Here is a 19,159-nt window from a genome sequence, read left to right as displayed (position 1 = left end):
GGTGAATATGCTTGTTGTTGATAAAGATCAAATGATAGCAATAGATAGATATGCTATAGATGAACTGAAAATTCCAGCTTTATGTTTAGTAGAGAGGGCAAGTCTAGCTATTATAAAAAATATTAATCTTGAAATAAGAAAGAGTTTTGCTATAGTAGTTGGTACTGGAAATAATGGTGCAGATGCTCTGGCTGTAGCAAGAAATCTATTAGCCCGAGATTTTTATGTTGATATTTACATAATAGGAGATATTACTAAGGCAAGTGTCGAGTTTAAGCTAAATCATAAGGCAGTCAAAACTTTGACAGAAAATATTTATCTAGTAGACACTATAGAAGATTTAGAGAATATGGAAAATAATATATCTAAAGTTTCTACTATTATAGAAGGTATTTTTGGGACTGGACTTGATAGGACTATATCAGGAACTTATGCTTACGTGATATCTATAATAAATAGGAGTATGAAATATATAATCTCAATAGATCTACCAAGTGGCTTAGACTCTAGTACTGGAGATTCCTGGGGTGAAATTGTTGATTGTGATCTAATAGTTTCTATGCAACTTATGAAAAAAGGAGTATTTGATAGATCGGCCTATAAAAGTAGATGTGTAGTAGAAGATATAGGTATACCAGAAAAGGCAATAAACCACGTATTAAATCAAGATGGTAAATAGCCATCTTTTTTGTTTAAGAATTTTTCTATGGATAACTTTATATTAACTTAATATAAATAATAGTATGATTAAAGAAAGAGGTTTTATGGACGATTTAGATAAAAAAGAAAAGGAATTATTGGATTATATATTAAATAATGATTTAGATTTGGATGATGAAGAAGCAATTACTTTGATCAAAGAAAAAATAAATAGTAATCCTAGAGATAAGCAAAAAAACGAATATTCGTTTGGTGATAGGGCAGCAGATAAAATAGCAAAGTTTGCTGGATCGTGGACTTTTATAATTATATTTATTATTGTTTTAATTAGTTGGATGATAATTAATAATAAAATGGATGATAAAGCCTTTGATCCATATCCATTTATACTTTTAAATCTTGTTTTATCTTGTGTAGCTGCTATACAGGCTCCACTAATTATGATGAGTCAAAATAGACAAGAAGAAAAGGATAGACAAAGGGCAGAAGATGATTATATAGTTAATCTTAAAACAGAAATAATTATTAGAGATATTCACAAAAAGCTAGATCAACTACTAGAAGAAAATGGAAGTGATAAAGTTTATGAAGATAAATAAAAATCATCTATTTAATCTATTACTTATATTTACTTTATCATCTTGTTCATCTAATCTTAACACAATGAATAATGAGAATATTCATCAATATGATACAACTAATAACAAGACCTATGAAACAAATGATGAAAGCACGCCTGTTAATGAAAGCCTAGATTCTTCAACAGATGAAGTAGAAGATAAACAAATATCTAAGGATATAGACTATAGTGATATTAGTAGTGATAGAAAGATAGAAAATATTTTTGATTATACATTTGAAAGCATAAATTATGATCAAGATTATGATAAACTAACCAAGCTCGTTGATGATCATAAAGGCTATATAGAATCATCAAATCTTAATATAGATACTGGTAGAAATGGTGATGAAAATATAAGAAACTTTGGTGCAAGTATAAAAATACCACAAGAAGAAAGTAATAAGTTTAAGAATGAAATAGCTAAGATAGGAAAAATTATATATCAAAGTTCATATACAAATGATCTTACCTCATATTATAAAGATATAAATATTAGACTTAGTTCAAAAGAAAAAGAGCTTGACAAACTCAATGATCTTATGAAAAATGCAAAAAATATTGATGAAACTATGGCTATACAAGCTCGTATATTAGAAGTCGAAGATGAGATTGATCAGATGAAATCAATGATAAAAGATGTAGATAGTAAAGTTACTTATGATACTTTTGATATAAATATAAATGAAGTATATGATTATAATAACTATGCTAATAACAATCCTGATTTTTCTAGCCGTATAAAGGAAGCTTTTAAAGATTCTATTCATATATTTTCTAAATTTTGGCAAGACTTACTTGTAGCTATTGTTTCTATTTGGCCATTAATATTAGTAGCTATAATTATAATTTATATCATAAAGAAAAGTAAAGAGAAAAAACTTTCAAATGGGGAAGAGTAATCTTCCTTTTTCTATAAATTTTATTTTTATAGATTTTAATGTATAATCTTAACATATAAAGAGGTTATATAATGAAAAAACATAAATTAGATATAAAACAAGTAATAATATCTGGATTTGCACTTTTTGCAATATTTTTTGGAGCAGGGAATTTAATAATTCCCCCTTATCTAGGTCTTAATTCTGGTCAAGGATGGTTTTTAGCTTCATTAGGATTTAATCTATCTGATAGCTTTTTGATCCTTTTAGGTATACTTGCTATGAGCAAAAGAGGAGCAGACCCAAGGAAATTTGGGGAGAAGATAGGTACTAACTTTGGTATTATTTTAAATTTGATTTGTATTACTCTTGTAGGCCCGCTATTATCAATTCCTAGGACAGGAGCAACCACCTTTGAAGTTGCAATAGTACCATTTATACCAGATTTTAATAATGTATTATTTTCACTAATATTTTTTATATTGGTTTACATAATTACTATCAATGGATCTAAGGTTATAGATAGGGTGGGAAAGTACCTAACACCAATCTTACTTATAATACTAGTTGTTTTAATAATAGCAGGTATAAGTGCTCCAAGCGTAAACTTAGCAACAAGCCAAAACAATAGACTTTCAGATGGATTTATTGAGGGCTATCAAACTATGGATTCCTTAGGGCCTGTATTTCTTACAGTAGTTATCCTAGAAGATTTTAGAAATAAGGGTTTTAGAAGCGATGATGATCTAAAGAAAGCTAGTATTTATGCTGGAATTATTGCTGTATTAGGTCTTGCTATTGTTTACACAGGACTTAGTTATTTGGGTGCAAAGTCATCATCATTTGTTGATCCTTCTATATCAAGAACAAGTCTTTTGCTATCTCTTACTAAAAATTATCTTGGGAAAATGGGACAAATAGCTTTAAGTTTAGTAGTTGGTTTTGCTTGTATAACAACTGCAGTTGGCTTATTATCAGCATTTGCTTCTAGCTTTTCAAAAAATCTAGGGTATAAATTTACCTATGAATTTTATGTGAGATTAGGCGTAACTATAGGATTTGTCCTTTCTATATTAGGAGTAGAAAAGATTATGGAAATATCTATTCCAATTCTTTTATTTATATACCCTATAGTTATAAGTTTATATTTACTAAATCTTATCGATAAGGAGAATATGGATCCTTTAATCTATAAAATTGTAATTTGTGCAGTTGCTTTGGTTAGTATGGCTGATAGTCTTAAAGTTTTACATATAGATAACTTCTATACTAACATGGTAGGTAAACTTCCTCTAGCAAGCTATGGTTTTGCTTTTGTATTTATATTCATAATAAGCTTTATCTTAGCTAATATAATAAGTAAATTAAAAAGCTATTGAATTAATTAAGATTTGAATGTATACTATTATTAATTGAATAAAGCAATGATAAGACATAGTAACTAGGAGTAAATCTTTAGAGAGAAGATGGTTGGTGAAAATCTTTGATAGATCCTAGTGAATCTACCTTTAGCTTGTATAAATTGAGTATGTGATTACATAAAAATTGGGTGGCACCACGAGACCTTCGTCCCATGTAGGATGAAGGTCTTTTTCTATGCTAAAAAGGAGAAAAAAATGATAGATATTAAATTATTAAGAGAGAACCCTGAACTTGTTAAAGAAAATATGAGAAAGAAATACCAAGAAGAAAAATTACATTTGGTAGATGAAGTAGTAGAATTAGATGAGAAAGTTCGTGCTGTAAAAACTGAAGGAGATAACTTAAGGGCTGAGCGTAATAAAGTATCAAAAGAAATAGGTGCCTTGATGGGACAAGGTAAAAAAGACCTTGCAGAAGAAGCTAAAGCTCATGTAAATGAAATTAATGATCGTCTAACACACATTGAAGAAGAAACTAGACAATTAGGTGAAGAAGTAAAATCTCGCATGCAAAAAATCCCACAAATTATAGATCAAACAGTTCCGCTAGGAAAAGATGATAGTGAAAATGTGGAGAATGATAAATATGGAGAACCAATAGTGCCAGATTATGAAGTGCCATATCATGTTGATATTATGGAAAGCTTTGATGGTATTGAGCTAGATGCAGCAAGAGAAACTTCAGGATCTGGTTTCTATTATCTAAAAGGGGATATAGCAAGACTTCAATCAGCTATTCTTTCTTATGCAAGAGACTTTATGATTGATAGAGGATATACTTATTACATCCCACCTTTTATGATAAGATCTGAAGTAGTTACAGGTGTAATGAGCTTTGAGGAAATGGAAAATATGATGTACAAAATTGAGGGTGAAGATCTATATCTAATCGGAACATCTGAACACTCAATGATTGGTAAATTCATCAATACAATTAACGAAGAAGACGATATGCCACTTAAGATGACAAGCTATTCTCCATGCTTTAGAAAAGAAGTAGGAGCACATGGTATAGAAGAACGTGGAGTATATCGTATCCATCAATTCGAAAAACAAGAAATGGTTATAATCTGTAAGCCAGAAGATTCTATGAAATTCTATGATGAGTTATGGAATAATACAGTAGATTTCTTTAGAAGCCTAGAAATTCCAGTAAGAACACTAGAATGCTGTTCTGGAGACCTAGCTGACCTTAAAGTAAAATCTTGCGATGTAGAGGCATGGAGCCCACGCCAACAAAAATATTTTGAGGTAGGATCTTGTTCAAATCTAGGAGATGCACAAGCTAGACGTCTTGGAATTAGATTAAGGGGAGAAAACGGAACATACTTTGCTCATACACTAAACAATACAGTAGTAGCACCACCAAGAATGCTAATAGCTTTCCTTGAAAACCTATTACAAGAAGATGGTACAGTAAAGATCCCAGAACCATTAAGAATGTATATGGGTGGTAAGGAAAAATTAGAACCTAAGAATAAATAAAAGATGGGGCTGTTGCAAAAGTCCCAAAATAGAAAAATGACGAGGAAACTAAAATTCCTCGTCTTTTTCTGATATAATGTTTTTTAACACTGAAATATATATAAAAGATGATGTTAAGTTAAGGCTTGTAAAAATTATAATTGATGGATAGATTTATCATAATAAAAAAAGACATAAATGTATGATAGATATAGATAAGTTAGGATTCTAGATAATAAAGGATACTTCTTATAAAGGAATGTGAAAAATATCTTTTTTATTGGAATTATACTGATTTTTTTAGATTATTAAGAAGTGGGTAATTAAGTAAAAACAGGATAATTAATTATTAAAGATAGGAGGTTTATATGGGAAAAAATTTTAAGAAGGTTGTTTTGAGTATTCTTATTTGTGTAAGTTTTCTAGTACCATTGAAGGTAGAAGCTGCTCTACTAGGTTGGGATTTAGTTGATAGTGGAAAGCATCTTGATTGGGATAGCAATTCCAAATATATTTCTATAATAAATAGAAGTGTTGGAATCTGAGAAGGATATCGCCAAGGAGTAGTTAGAAGAGATTCGTGGAATAAATGGCAAGATGTTTTTATAAGCGATTATAATGAAGTAAGCAATACATTAGGAGTAACAAGTCCCAGGGGAACAATGAAATTAAATGATTATAACTTTAAAAGTATGTCAAAAGATCAACGAACTAAAACTGTTACTCATGAATTTGGACATGCACTTGGTTTGGATCATACCCATGGAAAGTATAATGTTATGCAACAAGGTCAGTTGAGTATTACAAGCTTATCATCTACAGACAAAAAATCCTATGATGAAGCTTACAGAACATATTGATATGAAAGGAAGACATATATGAACAAACAGTTTAATATAAAAAAAATAATATCAATAATATTTAGTTTATTTATCGTTTTAGCTACTGTTTCATGCAGTAAAGAAAATATCAATAAGGAATCTAAAGTAGAATATATGAGAGGTGATTTTGCTGTAGATGTAGAGAATCCATATGAGTTGGTAGGATATTCTGATTATTATTTCATTGGCGAAGTTATAAGTCAGAAAAATACAGAATATAGAGATCCTATTAATGTGGAAACTGAAAATGGTACTGAAGAGGTTACATCTCCATATACTAATTATGAAATAAAAGTAATAAAAAATATAAAGGGAAATCTTCCAATGAATAAAAATATAACAATCACAAAGGCAGGAGGATTGTCTGAAACAGGAGATTTAGTATTATATGAAAATGACAGCTTGCCTGATGTTGGTAAAGCGTATGTTATGACTGCATCTGCTCAACCAGATGGAAGTTTGCTAGTATCAGGTCCAAATTCTTCAAAGTTATTTGACCAAATCACTACACGATCATCAAACTCAGATAGATACGATAGATACAACGAGATATATAATAATCAAGTAGAATTTAACAGAGAAAGATTTCAATTTAAAGATAATAAATAATATATATTTAAATGAATATTAAGATTATAACACTTAATCCCCTAAGTTAAGGATAATCCTAAGGTGATCTCAAAAAGTTTGACTTGTTGAGCTGTTGTATAAGTTCTAGCATAAAAAAGACGAGGAATCTAAAAAACCTCGTCTTTTTCTAATAGTATGCATTTATGATCAATGTTAAAACGATGCATCATCACTAACTAATTTTACATTAGTTGATGTGCAATTCAATTTAAAATGAATTTTAACACTGAAATATACGTTTACGATGATGTTAAGTTAAGTCTTATAAATATGATTTGAGAATTGAATATTTAGAAATCATAAAATACAAAGCTACTTAAAAAATATCCAAATAACTAGCTTTATTAATTGAACCTATTTTTAAGGGAAATGTGGATATAAGATAAAAATCCATCTTTAGATACAAGCTATTTGATTAGCTTAATATGAATATTCAAGAAAAAAGTGATATTGCAGAATAGAATTGCCTATTCTGCAACATCACCATTTTTTATGCTCTAACCTTATTAACATTCAAAATCTTTCTCATAATAAGCTTCCCAAAGTAATCAGAGCCTTCTACATTTGGATGAGTTCTATCCGGTGCAAGAAGTTCTGGCTTATCTTTTACAAATTCTCTCCAGTCTACTAGATGGGCTTTAGGAGTTTTATCTGTAAATTCTTTTAAACACTTATTTACATAGTCCATATATGATTGAGTATGTGAGGTATTTACAAAGTATACATCGCGCCCATCAGATATTTCCATTATTTGCTTAAGATCTTTTTCATTAGCAGATCCATTAGATCCTAAAGATACAATAACTATATCTCCAAGTCCAACATTTTGTTTTACGCTGGATAAAACAGCTGGACCATCCACCATGTCACGTCCAACTTTACCATCTAGATAAAAGTTTGGAATGTATTTTCTGATATATGAATCAGCATTTATTATAACAGAATCGCCTATAGCTGTAACATGCAAATCAGCCAAATATTCCTTTTCCTTATCTGTAAAATCGAAATTGTCATAGTCCTTAGCTTTAAAGTTTGGATCTATAGTTTTTACACTTGGATACTTTTTTCTAGATTTTCTATTTGTTTTGTTTTTTTGCTCTGAGCTTGTTTTTGTAGATGATTTTTTATTGTTTATACTAGCTTTATTTCTTTTTTCTATTTCACTTTGGTTACTTTCGATCTCTTTTTTAAGTTCCTTTATTTCCTTATCTTTTTTATTTCCTATAAATAGAGAAACAATAGATAGTACTATAAGTAAACCAGCAGATATTATTAGAAAATTTACTTGTTTACTTTTTCTTTTGAATATCTTATAAGTTAGTTCAGATAACATTACTAAAACTATAATTTCTAATAAAAAGGAAACAAAGCTATTGATTTTTCCAACTATAAAGTATACAAAAAATATCTGAACTATATATTGCCATATATATAGGAAATAGCTTCTATCACCTATATAAAGTAGTATATCCGTAGGAATATTGTGGCTTTTGATATCCTTAAGGTACATATCTTCGTAATTATATAAGCTTAAAATCAATAATCCTACTAGTATAGTGTAAGCAATAAAAAATACTTTATATGAAGATATCTTGCTACCATCTATAAAAAAGAAAGGCAATATGGTAAGCACTCCCAAGCCCATATTAATTATTTTATGAGTATTTCTATCAAGATTTATTTTATCTTTAAGATAGCTTCCAAGTAAAAATAAAATTATACCTAAAGAAAATGCTGATATTCTAGTATCTATTCCATAGTAAATTCTTGTTATATTTTTTGGGCTTTTTGCAAAATAGATCAATAAGCTAAAACTTATAATAGTTATAATAGAATAAAGAATTAATCTAGTTTTATTTCTATTATTTCTAGTTATCAATCTATCTATTAGAGTGAATATTGCTATAAATTGCATGTAGATGGATACATACCACATATGAAGGAAAATATTAAAATTACCTAATTGGTTAAAATAATCATCACCCGCAAGTATTCTTCTTATATTTTCAAAATTTAAGGCGACTGGTATTACCGATTTTATACTATCATCAAATATATCCCTTGCAAAGAAAATTGAAATAACCATGGCTATAGCCATGATAAAATAAACTGGAGACATTATAGAAATGAATTTTCTTATAATAGATTTTAATGAAACTTCTTTTTTATTTTCACTAGATCTCATAGTAAGAAATCCAGATAGGGTTAAAAATATTATAACAGCTAAATATCCACCTGGTACAAAGTGGGCGTATCTATGAAATAAGCTTACTCCAAGAAATGCTACAGCTCTTAAAATATTTAGTGTATAATATTCTTTTTTTACTTTTCTTTTTTTTCTCATACTTTTACCTCTGTAACGTATAATTATAGCAAAATACTTATTAATTTTTTATAAAGAAATTATATGCTTTCAATATAGATATAAAATGTTATTCTATTTTTTAGATCCTATTTTTAACATTAAAACCCATTTTTTTTATTGATTCTATTGCTAAGATGTCCATAGCATCAATTACATAATTGTAGTTCATTATGTCATCAATTATTGAAAGTTCAGTACAAGCTAGAATTACACTATCTACACTTTCATTTTTCAACGATTCAACTAGTTTTAAAAATTGGGGAGCAGAGGTATTGTTCGTTTCTTTTATATCATAAATAGTCTTCATTGAAAGATTTTTTTGCTTATCATTTAGCTTATAAATATTTATTCCAAATTCATCTGCATACTTATCATATATACCATAATCCATAGTAGCAAAAGTTCCCAGAATTGCAATATTTTTATAACCATGATCATTACAATATTTGACAGTTTCATATACCATATTAATTATATTTATGTTTGTATAACTATCTAGTTTATCTATATAATAGTGCATAGTATTACAAGGAATAGCTATATTTGTTACATCTAAATTTTCAAAAGCTTTGATATCTTCCTTTGCCTTTTTTAATAGTAATGGTTCATAAGTTCCGTTTAAGATAGCCTCTGTTCTATCGGGCATAAGTGTATCTGATAAAATAACAGTTGGGATATGGTCCTGGTCTTTATCGGCCTTAGTATATTTTACGAGCTTATTGTAAAAACTTGCAGTACATAATGGGCCCATACCACCTAAAACACCTAATCTATTCATATATCCCTCCTTGGTTTTATTTAGCTTTTTACATTATACGCTTTTATAGTATATTACTCTATGAGTTAAAAGAAGATAAATGGAGAGAAAAATGGAAGAATTTTTACCAATAGTTTTAGGTTCAGACCTAAATACATATTCTATAGCAAGAGAAATCTATGAAGCTTATGAAATAAAACCAGTAGTTGCAACATCAATGATTTTACTACCTTGTATAGATTCACAAATTATTAATATTTATAAAAAAGAAAACTTTTCAAAAGATTCAGAAGTATTTAAAGAAGTATTAGATAGAATTTATGAGGAAAATAAAGATACATATAAGAACTTTATAATATTTGCCCCAGATGATGTTATGAGAACTTATGCTTTAAAAAATATTGATAAATTAGATTTTAATCCTATCATGCCTTACGCGTCAATTGAAGTCATAAAAGATCTTTCTACTAAAAATGACTTTTATAAAAAAATTAAAGAATTAGGTCTTGCTCCTAAGACATTTATAGCTAGTAAAGAAAATTATAAGGACTTATCTTACCCTAACGAAGTTTTTATAAAGCCAGATAATGATGTATTTTATAAATCTCTTGATTTTGAAGGTCAGCAAAAAGGCTACCACTCAAAATCTATAGATGAAACTATTAAAATTCTAGAAAGAATTTTTAATGCGGGTTATGATTACAATATCTTAGTTCAAGAGTTTGTAGTTGGTGGAGATGGCAGTGAATATACTATAGAAGGGTATAGATCAGAGAATACAATTTCTATGGCTATGTCAAAAAATATCTTGCTAGATAAGAGAGTGGAATGGATTGGTAACTTTGTAGCCAAAGTAGATTCAGATGAAAAGATCTTATTTGATTACGCTAGGGATATAGTTAAGATTTTAGGTGTTTATGGACTTTTTAACATTGACTTTAAAAAGGATATTAGAACAGGTAAGTTTTATTCATTTGAGATTAACCTACGCCAAGGTAGAAGCCACTATTTTGCAACACTTAATGGTGTAAATACAAGTAAGCTTGCTATAGAAGATAAGATTTTTGGAAGAGAGGAGGAGATCATAGGAGATAAATCCTTTAGATACTATAACCTTGACCTAGCTCAGACAATAGATAATTTAGAAGATGGTTTAAGAGACGAATTTGAAAAAAATAAGAGAAAAAATAATTCAACTAATCCTTTAGTTTATGAAAAAGATTGGACCTTAAGAAGGAAGATAAAAATAAATAAGTACTTAAATAAATTAAGTAAAGAAACTTTTGCTATTAAAGAAATATAAAAAAAGGACTGTGCTGATGAGCTGACCCTTAAAATCTGTTTAAGTTTGACTTGATGGGTCAGCGTATGCAACAGTCCCTTTTTAGTGCTTTAGCAAATCATTATTTTCAAATATTAGTGGTTTGGCAGGATAACTTTCACTAGAGAAGTCGTATAGTTTCATTAGATAATCATATAGGTTTTTCCTATCTTTGAATATTATTGCTTGGTAGGGAGATGTAAATGCTAATTTTTCTACTAACATTATTCTGCTATCTTCTAGAGGAAATAATATTCCAGTGTGGCCTACAAATAATTCGTTATCATTTTCATCTAGTTCTGAAAAGATATAAACCGAAATTACTGAATACTTATTGTTATTAGAAAAAGTAATTCCGTTTTCATTCCAAAAGCTTTTAATTTTTTCTAGATGGACGTTTGGATCTCCTGTATTTTTAGTCTTTATAGCTGAGTAAAATTTATTAAATTTATCAATTTCGTTTTTTTCTAAAGTTGAGACAGGTGGATTGCTAAAAGTTGAATTATCGATTTCTACAGCAGATAAGCTTGGATTTTCTATGTTTTTTATATTTATTTTATCTGATACTAAACCAAAAGTAGTTATCCTACAATTTATTCCTGCAAATTCTGGATATTTTTTAAATAGTTCATCTTGCATGGTATATACATCATAGTCTGGTATTTTATTTGCTTTTTTGTAGTCTTTTTCTATTAATAAGCTATTATCTACATTTGCATTAAAGAAATCAACTTGATTGAAAAATCTATCTATGTTTTTTTGGCTAATACCACTACTTTCCATTATATTTTTAACATCATCTTTAGATTTATCAGTGACAATATTATTAAAAATATATTTATAATCCTTATTTTGTGGAATATTTTCGTTTTTACAAGCACTTAAGCTTAAAATAGCTAATAGTAATATTAATATCTTTTTTTTCATAAAACTCCTTAATTAAAGAGGCCATAAGGTCTCTAAGCTAGAATATTTCTTTTTCTGTAATAATATAATCTAATTTATGGTCGTATTCATCAACTGGAATTTGTTCTACTTGATAGTTGCTTTGAAAGAGACCTATGGAAGTTGTCTTTGATTTATTTAAAAATCTATCGTAATAACCTCCGCCATAACCTATACGGTTTTTATTTTTGTCAAAACCTAGTCCTGGTATGATTGAAATATCTGGATTGTCTTCAAATTCCATACTATAAGATGTTGGTATGTTATATTCTCCAAGCTCTAAATTATCTATGTTATAAATTCTAACCGGTCTCATTTCAAAATTTTCTCTATTAGTTATATAAGGCACATAGACTTTTTTACCTAGTTCTAGCGATTTTTTTATTATTTCTAGGGTATCTACCTCATCTGCAACTGAAACATAGATAAATATAGAATCAGCTTTTTTAAATAGATATGAGTTTAAAAATTTAGTAAATATTGAATAGTCTGCCATATTTTTCTTATTAGGATCCATATGGTATCTTTTATTTCTAAATTCTTTTCTAAATGACTTTTTATTTCTTTTTGGACTATCAATTGATTTTTTCATTTCCTGACCTTCTATTGTACTTTCAACTGTTTCTTTAAACGACTTATTAGATTTTTCAAATTCTATAATTTCTTCTTGTGAATCTATTTCATAGTTTTCTCTAACAGCATCAATTAGCTCAGCTCCTAAGATAAGTATAGTTGAAACTAAATTAAGCCAGATAAATAAGGCAAGTATACCAGCTAAAGCTCCATATACTACTGATTGTCTAGAGAAGTTATTTAAGAAAAATGAGTATATAAATGTAGCTATATAAATAGTAACTGTTGCAAATATACCTCCATAAACAGCTTCTTTGAATGGGATTCTATCTTCTTTATTATTTGGTGCAAATTTATAAAAAATTCCAAAAACTAAAGACATTATTAGTATAGGTACTAGGATTACTGTTAGTCTAAATAAAGGTGACTTTAGAGTTTTTAGAATTTTATCAAAAATTCCACCAAAGGCTCTATCAGAAAGTCGTGTTAGTACTTTATCATTTATAAAGGTTAAGATACTTGGTCCATAAATTTGAGATACAAGAATAAATACTATAAATGCTACAAAAATTAATGTATAGAGTATTGATAAAAGTCTTTGTTTTACATATTTAGTTTCACCTTGTAAACCATAAGCTTTATTTATGGATGTCATAAGATTATTTATACCTTTAGTAGCTGACCATAAAGCAAATAAAACAGTTATTACTGTTATTGATGCAGAGCTTGTATTAACAAACATAGTGTCTATAACCCACTTTACCATATCTTGAGACGAGGATGGTAAAAAATCTATCAAGGAGTAAATAGCATTTACATTATTTTCTAAAACCTTAGAACCTACTGTTACAAGCACCATCAATAAAGGAATGGATGCTTGTAAAAAGTAGAAAGACAAGGCTGCAGAATTATTAGTAATTTCATGATTTTTAAATCTATAGACCATATTACTGGCAGTCTTTTTAAATTTTACTTTTGTTTCAATTTTCATTATTTTAAATATCCATCAAACCATTTTTTAATTTCTTTTAGTCTCTTTATTCTAGCGTGTGGTTTACCAGATCTAGATAGTTCGTGGTTTTCGCCGTGAAATACGTACATTTTTGTATCAACTCCATTTAGCTTTAGCTTATTATACATTTGCAAGCCTTGTTCAAGTGGACAGCGATAGTCTTCATCTGAATGAATAAATAGGGTTGGTGTTTTAGCCTTATCAGCATATTTTATAGGAGACTGATCCCACATTTTTTCTAAAGAATCCCACGGATTGGCATTTGTTTGATCTAATCCAAAATAATACCCGATATCACTTACTCCATAAAAACTTGTCCAATTTGATATGGATCTTTGGGAACAGGCAGCCTTAAATCTATCAGTATGTCCTATAATCCAGTTAGTCATAAATCCACCATAAGAGCCTCCGTAGACTCCTAGGTTCTTATTATCTATTTGTGGATATTTTTCTATAGCAATATCTACAAATTTCATAAGATCATTATAGTCTACCTCTCCGTATCTTCCTCTTATATCAGAGAACTTAACTCCATTACCACTTGATCCATGAGGATTGGTATAGATAACTATATATCCATCATTGGCAAGGACTTGATGTTCGTGGTGGAAAATATGACTAAATTCAGTCTTTGGTCCACCATGTACGCTTAGAATGGTAGGATATTTTTTGCTCTTATCAAAGTTAGTAGGTAAAAGTACAAATCCAATTAAATTATCACCATTGGATTCAAATTCAAAAGTTTCTATTTTGCCTAGTTTAGTTTCGATTTTATTTTCTAGAAGAATTTCATCTGAATCTTTTTTCTTTAATTGACTTAAAGTATCTTTTTCCATGCTTAGATAGTAAAGTTCATTATTTTTGATGGCAAAATCTTCAACTTCTGCATTGATTTCTTTTTTAAGATTACCATTGATGTCAATAGAATAAAGCTTAGTAGTTTCTTTTTCTGTCACTACAAAATATAATCTATTATTTTCTACAGTAAAAGTATTGCTACCACCAAATCGTACATCAGTTCCTAGGCTGTTGCCAAAGGCCATATCAAAATTTTTATCAGTTATCTTTTCGTAGTTACCATCATAATCGCATACATATATAAAAGAATCTTCATTGACTCCACCTTTTTTCATATCCGTAGCTACGAAGATAATCTTATTTTCTATGAAATTTGCAGTAAAGTAAGAGAAACTATTTTCTATTATGATTTTTTCTTTACCTGTTTTGATATCTAAAAGTATTAGGTCTTCATAAAGTTCCATTACTTTATTTTTATCATACCTAGTTCTTATATAAATAGCTTTGCTATTATCTTTATTTAGATCAATGCTATATATATCATTATATAGATCAAAATTTGTAATTTTTTTAAGTTCATTCTTAGCATTATTATATAAATAATAAGCACCCTTATGATCTTTTACATAACTACTGCCGTTGTTCCAAAATGGTAGGCTAGTTAACTCCTCAAAATATTTATTTTCTTTTTCTTTGTCTTTTTCTTCTTTAGATTTTTTTTCGCTTGCTCTTACTAGGAATAAATCTTTTTTAAGCCATTTTATAGAAGAAACATCTTTTTTAATTTCAAAGGCTTTTTTTCCTACGCCAGGACCATCAATTATGTTAAAAATGTCTTTATCTTCCTCTGATTTTACTTTATATATAAAATTAGAATCTTTATTAAAAGTAAAAATAGAGGCATTCTTTTGGTTGGTCACAGGATAATTTTTATTATCATTAGTGTCATAAATCCAAAGGTCAGATTCGTATTTATTATTATCATAATTAGCGTTAGTTTTTTTATAGGCTAGCTTATTTCCATCATCAGAAATATGAAGTTCTGATAAAAAGTCATAGGCTAAAATATCTTTAATCTTTGTTTTGCTCATAGTTTCCTCCAATTATTAATCTAATTATACATTATTTTATAAATATTTTAAATTGCATACGTTTGCATAATTACGGTTTAGGGTATCTATATAAAAAGAAAAGAGGAGATGATTTTATGAAGATTAATCTTAGAGGTAAAAATATTAATATTACTGATGATATTAAGTACGAAGCAGAGAGAAAGTATGACAGATTAGATAAATACTTTTCAGGTGAACAAGAAGTAAATCTTCTATTTTCTAAAGAGGGCAATGACTATCAAGTTGAAGCTACAATGTTTTTAAACAAAGGACCTATACTTAGGGCAGAGGCTAGTGATGAGTCTTATCCAAATGCCATTGATAGAACTATAGATGCTTTAGTAAGACAAATCAGAAAGCATAAGACAAGACTTATAAAAGATAGAAATCAAGATTCTATAAAATTTGAAAACTTTAATGAATCATTTGATAATGAATATGGCATAGATGACTCATATGATTCTGATATAAATATAGCTAGGACTAAGGAGATCTCTCTAAAACCTATGAGTACAGAAGAAGCGGTTATGCAGATGGAGCTTTTAGGCCATGATTTTTTCGTATACTATGACCAAGAAGATATGGGTGTAAGGGTTGTTTATAAGAGACGTAAGGGAGACTATGGATTAATAATTCCATCTAGATAATATATAAGAGTCTAGTGGAAGTTAAACTTATTATATTAATATAATAAGTTTAACTTGCTTAGGCTCTTTTTGTTTGAAAATTTATCTTTATAAAGGTACTATTATCTAAAGAAAGTTATAAACATACTTAAGTGAAACGCAGAGTCTTAAGTGACTAAGTCTTCTGCGTTTTTTATATGTTAAGTAAATTAAATTTCGAATTAAAACAAAGGCCACTCATTTTATTGTTTACAAAAAAGTTAATATACTTTAATATAATAGTGGTAAAACTTAATTATCAAAAGATTATCGAATAATTAAGAGAATTGGAAGGTGAATAATTTGGCAAGATTTAAATTATTTAAATCATTTAGTGAAAAGGAAATAGACAACAATCAGAAAATAGTTGATAAAATCCTAGCTCTTGATGAGTCAATGCAGCAACTAAGTGATAGTGAATTACAAGATAAAACTAATGAATTTAGACAAAGGTTAGATCAAGGTGAAAGTTTAGACGACTTACTTCCTGAAGCTTTTGCGACTGTTCGTGAAGCTAGTGATAGAGTTTTAGGAATGAAACATTATCCAGTTCAATTACTTGGGGGTATTGTTCTACATAATGGTCAGATAGCAGAAATGAGAACTGGTGAAGGTAAGACACTTGTTGAAACCTGCCCTGCTTATTTGAATGCTCTTACTGGTAAGGGAGTTCACATAGTTACAGTAAATGACTATCTAGCTAAGCGTGACCAAGAGTGGATGGGTAAGATTTTCACATTCCTCGGTATGAAAGTTGGATGTATAGTTTATGGACTTACAAATAGTGAAAGAAAAGAGAACTATGCTGCTGATATTACCTATGGTACTAATAATCAATTTGGTTTTGACTACTTAAGAGATAACATGGTTATCTATAAGGATGATATGGTACAACGTGGATTAAACTATTCCATAGTTGATGAGGTTGACTCAATTCTTATAGATGAAGCTCGTACACCACTTATAATTTCAGGTCAAGGCGATGAGTCTACTGATACCTATAGTCAAGCAAATGAATTTATCCAAACTCTAGAAGGTAGAATTCTAGATCCAAACGAAGATGCAGAAATTGATCCTTTTGATAGAGAGTTTAAGGTAGAAGATGTAGATTTTCTTGTAGACCAAAAAAGAAAAACATCTAATCTTACAGAGAAAGGAACAGCAAAAGCAGAAAAATTCTTTGATATAGAGAACTTATCAGATTCAGCTAACCTAGAATTATCTCACTATATAAACAATGCTCTTAAAGCAAACACAACTATGCATAAGGATATTGATTATGTAGTAAATAATGGCGAGGTAGAAATTGTAGATGAGTTTACAGGTCGTATAATGCAAGGTCGTCGTTTTTCTGATGGTCTTCACCAAGCTATAGAAGCTAAAGAAGGTGTAGAAGTTAAGGCAGAAAGTAAAACACTTGCTACAATTACTTTCCAAAATTATTTTAGAATGTATGACAAGTTATCAGGCATGACTGGTACTGCAAAAACAGAAGAAGAAGAGTTCGATGAAATTTATAACTTAGATGTTGTAGAAATACCCACAAATAAACCTATACAAAGGGTAGATGATGTTGACTATGTATATATCAATGAAAATGGTAAATACCATGCTATAATTGATGAAATTAATAGGATACATCCAACAGGACAACCAATACTAATAGGTACAATTTCTATCGAAGCCAGTGAAAGATTATCACAAGCTCTTAAAAAAGCAGGTATCAAGCATACAGTCCTAAATGCCAAAAATCACGAAAGAGAAGCTGCTATAGTTGCCGAAGCAGGTCGCTTAGGAGCTGTTACAATAGCTACAAACATGGCAGGTCGTGGTACTGACATTATGCTTGGTGGTAATGTTGATGATATGGCCAAGCAAAGACTAAAAAGAGAAGGCATGAGTGATGAGTTGCTTGAAGAAGTAGATTCATATGCTGAAACAGATAACGAAGAAATCTTAGAAGCTCGCAAGAAATTCAGACACTATAAAGATCTCATTAGACCAGGTGTAAAAGAAGAAGCAGAAAAAGTTAAAGAAGCAGGTGGCCTATATATAATAGGTTCTGAACGTCACGAGTCACGTCGTATAGATAACCAGTTAAGAGGTCGTTCAGGTCGTCAAGGAGATCCAGGACACTCAAGATTCTTTATATCTCTTGAAGATGACCTTATAAGACTTAATGGCGGAGAACAAGTAGCAAAATTCATAGCAAATGCAAACTTTGATGAAGACGAACCTATAGTATCTAAGATGGTAAGTAGGTCAGTAGAAAAGGCTCAAACAAGAGTAGAAGCAAACAACTTTGCGACTCGTAAGAGAGTCCTTCAATACGATGATGTTATGAATAAGCAAAGAACAATTATCTATAATGAAAGACAAGATGTTTTATATGGTCATGACATGAAAGAAACAATTATTGGTATGATCAAAGAAGTTATAGAAGATTCTGTATATTCATTTACTAATCCACAAGTAAAACCAGAAAATTGGGAAATGGTAGCTCTACTTAACCATTTAAATAGTTTAGGTATACCTGTAACTCAACTTCACTTTGAAAATATAAATGATTATAGTCAACAAGATTTAATTGACTATATAACAGAAGCTACACTTGCAAAATATGAAGATAAGCAAGCCCAATTTGGTTCAGAAAACATGAGAGAAGTAGAAAGAGTAATCATGCTTCGAGTAATAGATCAAAAATGGATGGATCATATAGATGCAATGGATCAAATGAGAAAAGAAATTGGTGTTCGTGCAATGGGTAATGAGGATCCAGTTCGTGCTTATACAAATCAAGGATTCGACATGTATGAGGAAATGACAAAAGCTATCCAAGAAGAGACTGTTAGATACATGATGAATGTAGAAATCAGACAAAATATTCAAAGAAAGCAAGTGCTATTCCCACAAAATGAATCACAACCATCTGATGATGGCACGGATGCAGTAGATACACTAAATGCAAGTGAAGATAATCAAACAGAAGGCTTAAATCGTGCTGAACGTAGAAGATTAGAACGTGAAGCAAAGAAAAGCAATGTAAAGAAATAAT

16 protein-coding genes and 1 other annotated feature are annotated in these 19,159 nt (G+C 29.4%); of the genes, 11 read left to right on the top strand and 5 right to left on the bottom strand.

Features of this window, described 5'->3' with window-relative positions; translation table 11 throughout:
• Positions 1–7 precede the first annotated feature (7 nt).
• The 8 genes from ABXG81_RS06150 to ABXG81_RS06115 all read left to right on the top strand — a co-directional run bounded on the left by ABXG81_RS06150 (position 8) and on the right by ABXG81_RS06115 (position 6,535).
• The gene (locus ABXG81_RS06150; protein WP_117521257.1) at positions 8–679 is read left to right on the top strand and encodes an NAD(P)H-hydrate epimerase; all 672 of its coding nucleotides are present in this window, start codon (positions 8–10) and stop codon (positions 677–679) included.
• Between the two features lie 85 nt (positions 680–764).
• Positions 765–1,259 (top strand): DUF1003 domain-containing protein, encoded by a 495-nt coding sequence (locus tag ABXG81_RS06145; protein ID WP_353528538.1) that lies wholly within the window; start codon positions 765–767, stop codon positions 1,257–1,259.
• Complete coding sequence (locus ABXG81_RS06140; RefSeq protein WP_353528537.1) at positions 1,246–2,181, top strand: DUF4349 domain-containing protein; 936 nt, start codon at positions 1,246–1,248, stop codon at positions 2,179–2,181. The genes ABXG81_RS06145 and ABXG81_RS06140 overlap by 14 nt, the downstream gene beginning before the upstream one ends.
• Positions 2,182–2,252: 71 nt before the next feature.
• The gene (gene brnQ, locus ABXG81_RS06135; protein ID WP_316111115.1) at positions 2,253–3,539 is read left to right on the top strand and encodes a branched-chain amino acid transport system II carrier protein; all 1,287 of its coding nucleotides are present in this window, start codon (positions 2,253–2,255) and stop codon (positions 3,537–3,539) included.
• Between the two features lie 36 nt (positions 3,540–3,575).
• Positions 3,576–3,737, top strand: a binding site (T-box leader).
• 39 nt (positions 3,738–3,776) lie between these two features.
• A complete protein-coding gene (serS, locus tag ABXG81_RS06130; RefSeq protein ID WP_353528536.1) occupies positions 3,777–5,066 on the top strand; it encodes a serine--tRNA ligase in 1,290 nt (429 codons plus the stop codon).
• A 347-nt stretch (positions 5,067–5,413) separates the two neighbouring features.
• On the top strand, positions 5,414–5,590 hold the full coding sequence (locus ABXG81_RS06125) for a hypothetical protein (RefSeq protein ID WP_181965118.1): 177 nt from the start codon (positions 5,414–5,416) through the stop codon (positions 5,588–5,590).
• 60 nt (positions 5,591–5,650) lie between these two features.
• Entirely contained in the window at positions 5,651–5,905 is a 255-nt protein-coding gene (locus ABXG81_RS06120) for a matrixin family metalloprotease (protein ID WP_117521267.1), read from the top strand.
• An 18-nt stretch (positions 5,906–5,923) separates the two neighbouring features.
• Entirely contained in the window at positions 5,924–6,535 is a 612-nt protein-coding gene (locus ABXG81_RS06115; RefSeq protein ID WP_117521269.1) for a hypothetical protein, read from the top strand.
• Between the two features lie 511 nt (positions 6,536–7,046).
• On the opposite strand, the gene ABXG81_RS06110 is transcribed toward ABXG81_RS06115, so the two are convergent.
• Together ABXG81_RS06110 and ABXG81_RS06105 are read right to left on the bottom strand one after the other, a co-directional pair.
• Positions 7,047–8,900, bottom strand: coding sequence for an acyltransferase family protein (locus ABXG81_RS06110; RefSeq protein WP_353528535.1), 1,854 nt, complete (start codon positions 8,898–8,900; stop codon positions 7,047–7,049).
• A 100-nt stretch (positions 8,901–9,000) separates the two neighbouring features.
• Positions 9,001–9,699, bottom strand: coding sequence for an amino acid racemase (locus tag ABXG81_RS06105; RefSeq protein ID WP_209813800.1), 699 nt, complete (start codon positions 9,697–9,699; stop codon positions 9,001–9,003).
• A 91-nt stretch (positions 9,700–9,790) separates the two neighbouring features.
• Between ABXG81_RS06105 and ABXG81_RS06100 the strand changes: the two genes are divergently transcribed.
• Positions 9,791–10,981: a carboxylate--amine ligase gene (locus tag ABXG81_RS06100; RefSeq protein ID WP_353528534.1), complete on the top strand. Its 1,191-nt coding sequence runs from the start codon at positions 9,791–9,793 to the stop codon at positions 10,979–10,981.
• 81 nt (positions 10,982–11,062) lie between these two features.
• Here the strand turns inward: ABXG81_RS06100 and ABXG81_RS06095 are convergent, their stop codons facing one another.
• Genes ABXG81_RS06095 through ABXG81_RS06085 form a run of 3 tightly spaced genes read right to left on the bottom strand, consistent with a single transcriptional unit; the run spans position 11,063 to position 15,418 of the window.
• Positions 11,063–11,926 carry a DUF4300 family protein gene (locus ABXG81_RS06095; protein WP_353528533.1) on the bottom strand — a complete coding sequence of 288 codons (864 nt, stop codon included), beginning with the start codon at positions 11,924–11,926 and terminating at the stop codon, positions 11,063–11,065.
• A 37-nt stretch (positions 11,927–11,963) separates the two neighbouring features.
• Positions 11,964–13,508, bottom strand: a complete 1,545-nt coding sequence (locus tag ABXG81_RS06090) for a 5-formyltetrahydrofolate cyclo-ligase (RefSeq protein WP_353528532.1) — start codon at positions 13,506–13,508, stop codon at positions 11,964–11,966.
• A complete protein-coding gene (locus ABXG81_RS06085) occupies positions 13,508–15,418 on the bottom strand; it encodes a S9 family peptidase (protein ID WP_353528531.1) in 1,911 nt (636 codons plus the stop codon). The genes ABXG81_RS06090 and ABXG81_RS06085 overlap by 1 nt, the downstream gene beginning before the upstream one ends.
• Positions 15,419–15,534: 116 nt before the next feature.
• Here ABXG81_RS06085 and raiA point away from each other — a divergent pair, with 116 nt between their 5' ends.
• Both raiA and secA read left to right on the top strand, forming a co-directional pair.
• Entirely contained in the window at positions 15,535–16,086 is a 552-nt protein-coding gene (gene raiA, locus ABXG81_RS06080) for a ribosome-associated translation inhibitor RaiA (protein WP_117521284.1), read from the top strand.
• Between the two features lie 321 nt (positions 16,087–16,407).
• Positions 16,408–19,158, top strand: coding sequence for a preprotein translocase subunit SecA (gene secA, locus ABXG81_RS06075; RefSeq protein ID WP_117521286.1), 2,751 nt, complete (start codon positions 16,408–16,410; stop codon positions 19,156–19,158).
• Position 19,159 lies beyond the last annotated feature (1 nt).

Source organism: Anaerococcus nagyae, from assembly GCF_040364225.1.
In the GTDB taxonomy this organism is placed as follows: Bacteria; Bacillota; Clostridia; order Tissierellales; family Peptoniphilaceae; genus Anaerococcus; species Anaerococcus nagyae.
This window is presented reverse-complemented; position numbering and strand designations above follow the sequence as displayed.

Excerpts from the sequence above, each read along its gene's own strand:
- ABXG81_RS06150 (WP_117521257.1), top strand. The coding sequence starts at position 8 with ATGCTTGTTGTTGATAAAGATCAAATGATAGCAATAGATAGATATGCT.
- ABXG81_RS06145 (WP_353528538.1), top strand. The coding sequence starts at position 765 with ATGGACGATTTAGATAAAAAAGAAAAGGAATTATTGGATTATATATTA.
- ABXG81_RS06140 (WP_353528537.1), top strand. The coding sequence starts at position 1,246 with ATGAAGATAAATAAAAATCATCTATTTAATCTATTACTTATATTTACT.
- brnQ (WP_316111115.1), top strand. The coding sequence starts at position 2,253 with ATGAAAAAACATAAATTAGATATAAAACAAGTAATAATATCTGGATTT.
- serS (WP_353528536.1), top strand. The coding sequence starts at position 3,777 with ATGATAGATATTAAATTATTAAGAGAGAACCCTGAACTTGTTAAAGAA.
- ABXG81_RS06125 (WP_181965118.1), top strand. The coding sequence starts at position 5,414 with ATGGGAAAAAATTTTAAGAAGGTTGTTTTGAGTATTCTTATTTGTGTA.
- ABXG81_RS06115 (WP_117521269.1), top strand. The coding sequence starts at position 5,924 with ATGAACAAACAGTTTAATATAAAAAAAATAATATCAATAATATTTAGT.
- ABXG81_RS06110 (WP_353528535.1), bottom strand. The coding sequence starts at position 8,900 with ATGAGAAAAAAAAGAAAAGTAAAAAAAGAATATTATACACTAAATATT.
- ABXG81_RS06105 (WP_209813800.1), bottom strand. The coding sequence starts at position 9,699 with ATGAATAGATTAGGTGTTTTAGGTGGTATGGGCCCATTATGTACTGCA.
- ABXG81_RS06100 (WP_353528534.1), top strand. The coding sequence starts at position 9,791 with ATGGAAGAATTTTTACCAATAGTTTTAGGTTCAGACCTAAATACATAT.
- ABXG81_RS06095 (WP_353528533.1), bottom strand. The coding sequence starts at position 11,926 with ATGAAAAAAAAGATATTAATATTACTATTAGCTATTTTAAGCTTAAGT.
- ABXG81_RS06090 (WP_353528532.1), bottom strand. The coding sequence starts at position 13,508 with ATGAAAATTGAAACAAAAGTAAAATTTAAAAAGACTGCCAGTAATATG.
- ABXG81_RS06085 (WP_353528531.1), bottom strand. The coding sequence starts at position 15,418 with ATGAGCAAAACAAAGATTAAAGATATTTTAGCCTATGACTTTTTATCA.
- raiA (WP_117521284.1), top strand. The coding sequence starts at position 15,535 with ATGAAGATTAATCTTAGAGGTAAAAATATTAATATTACTGATGATATT.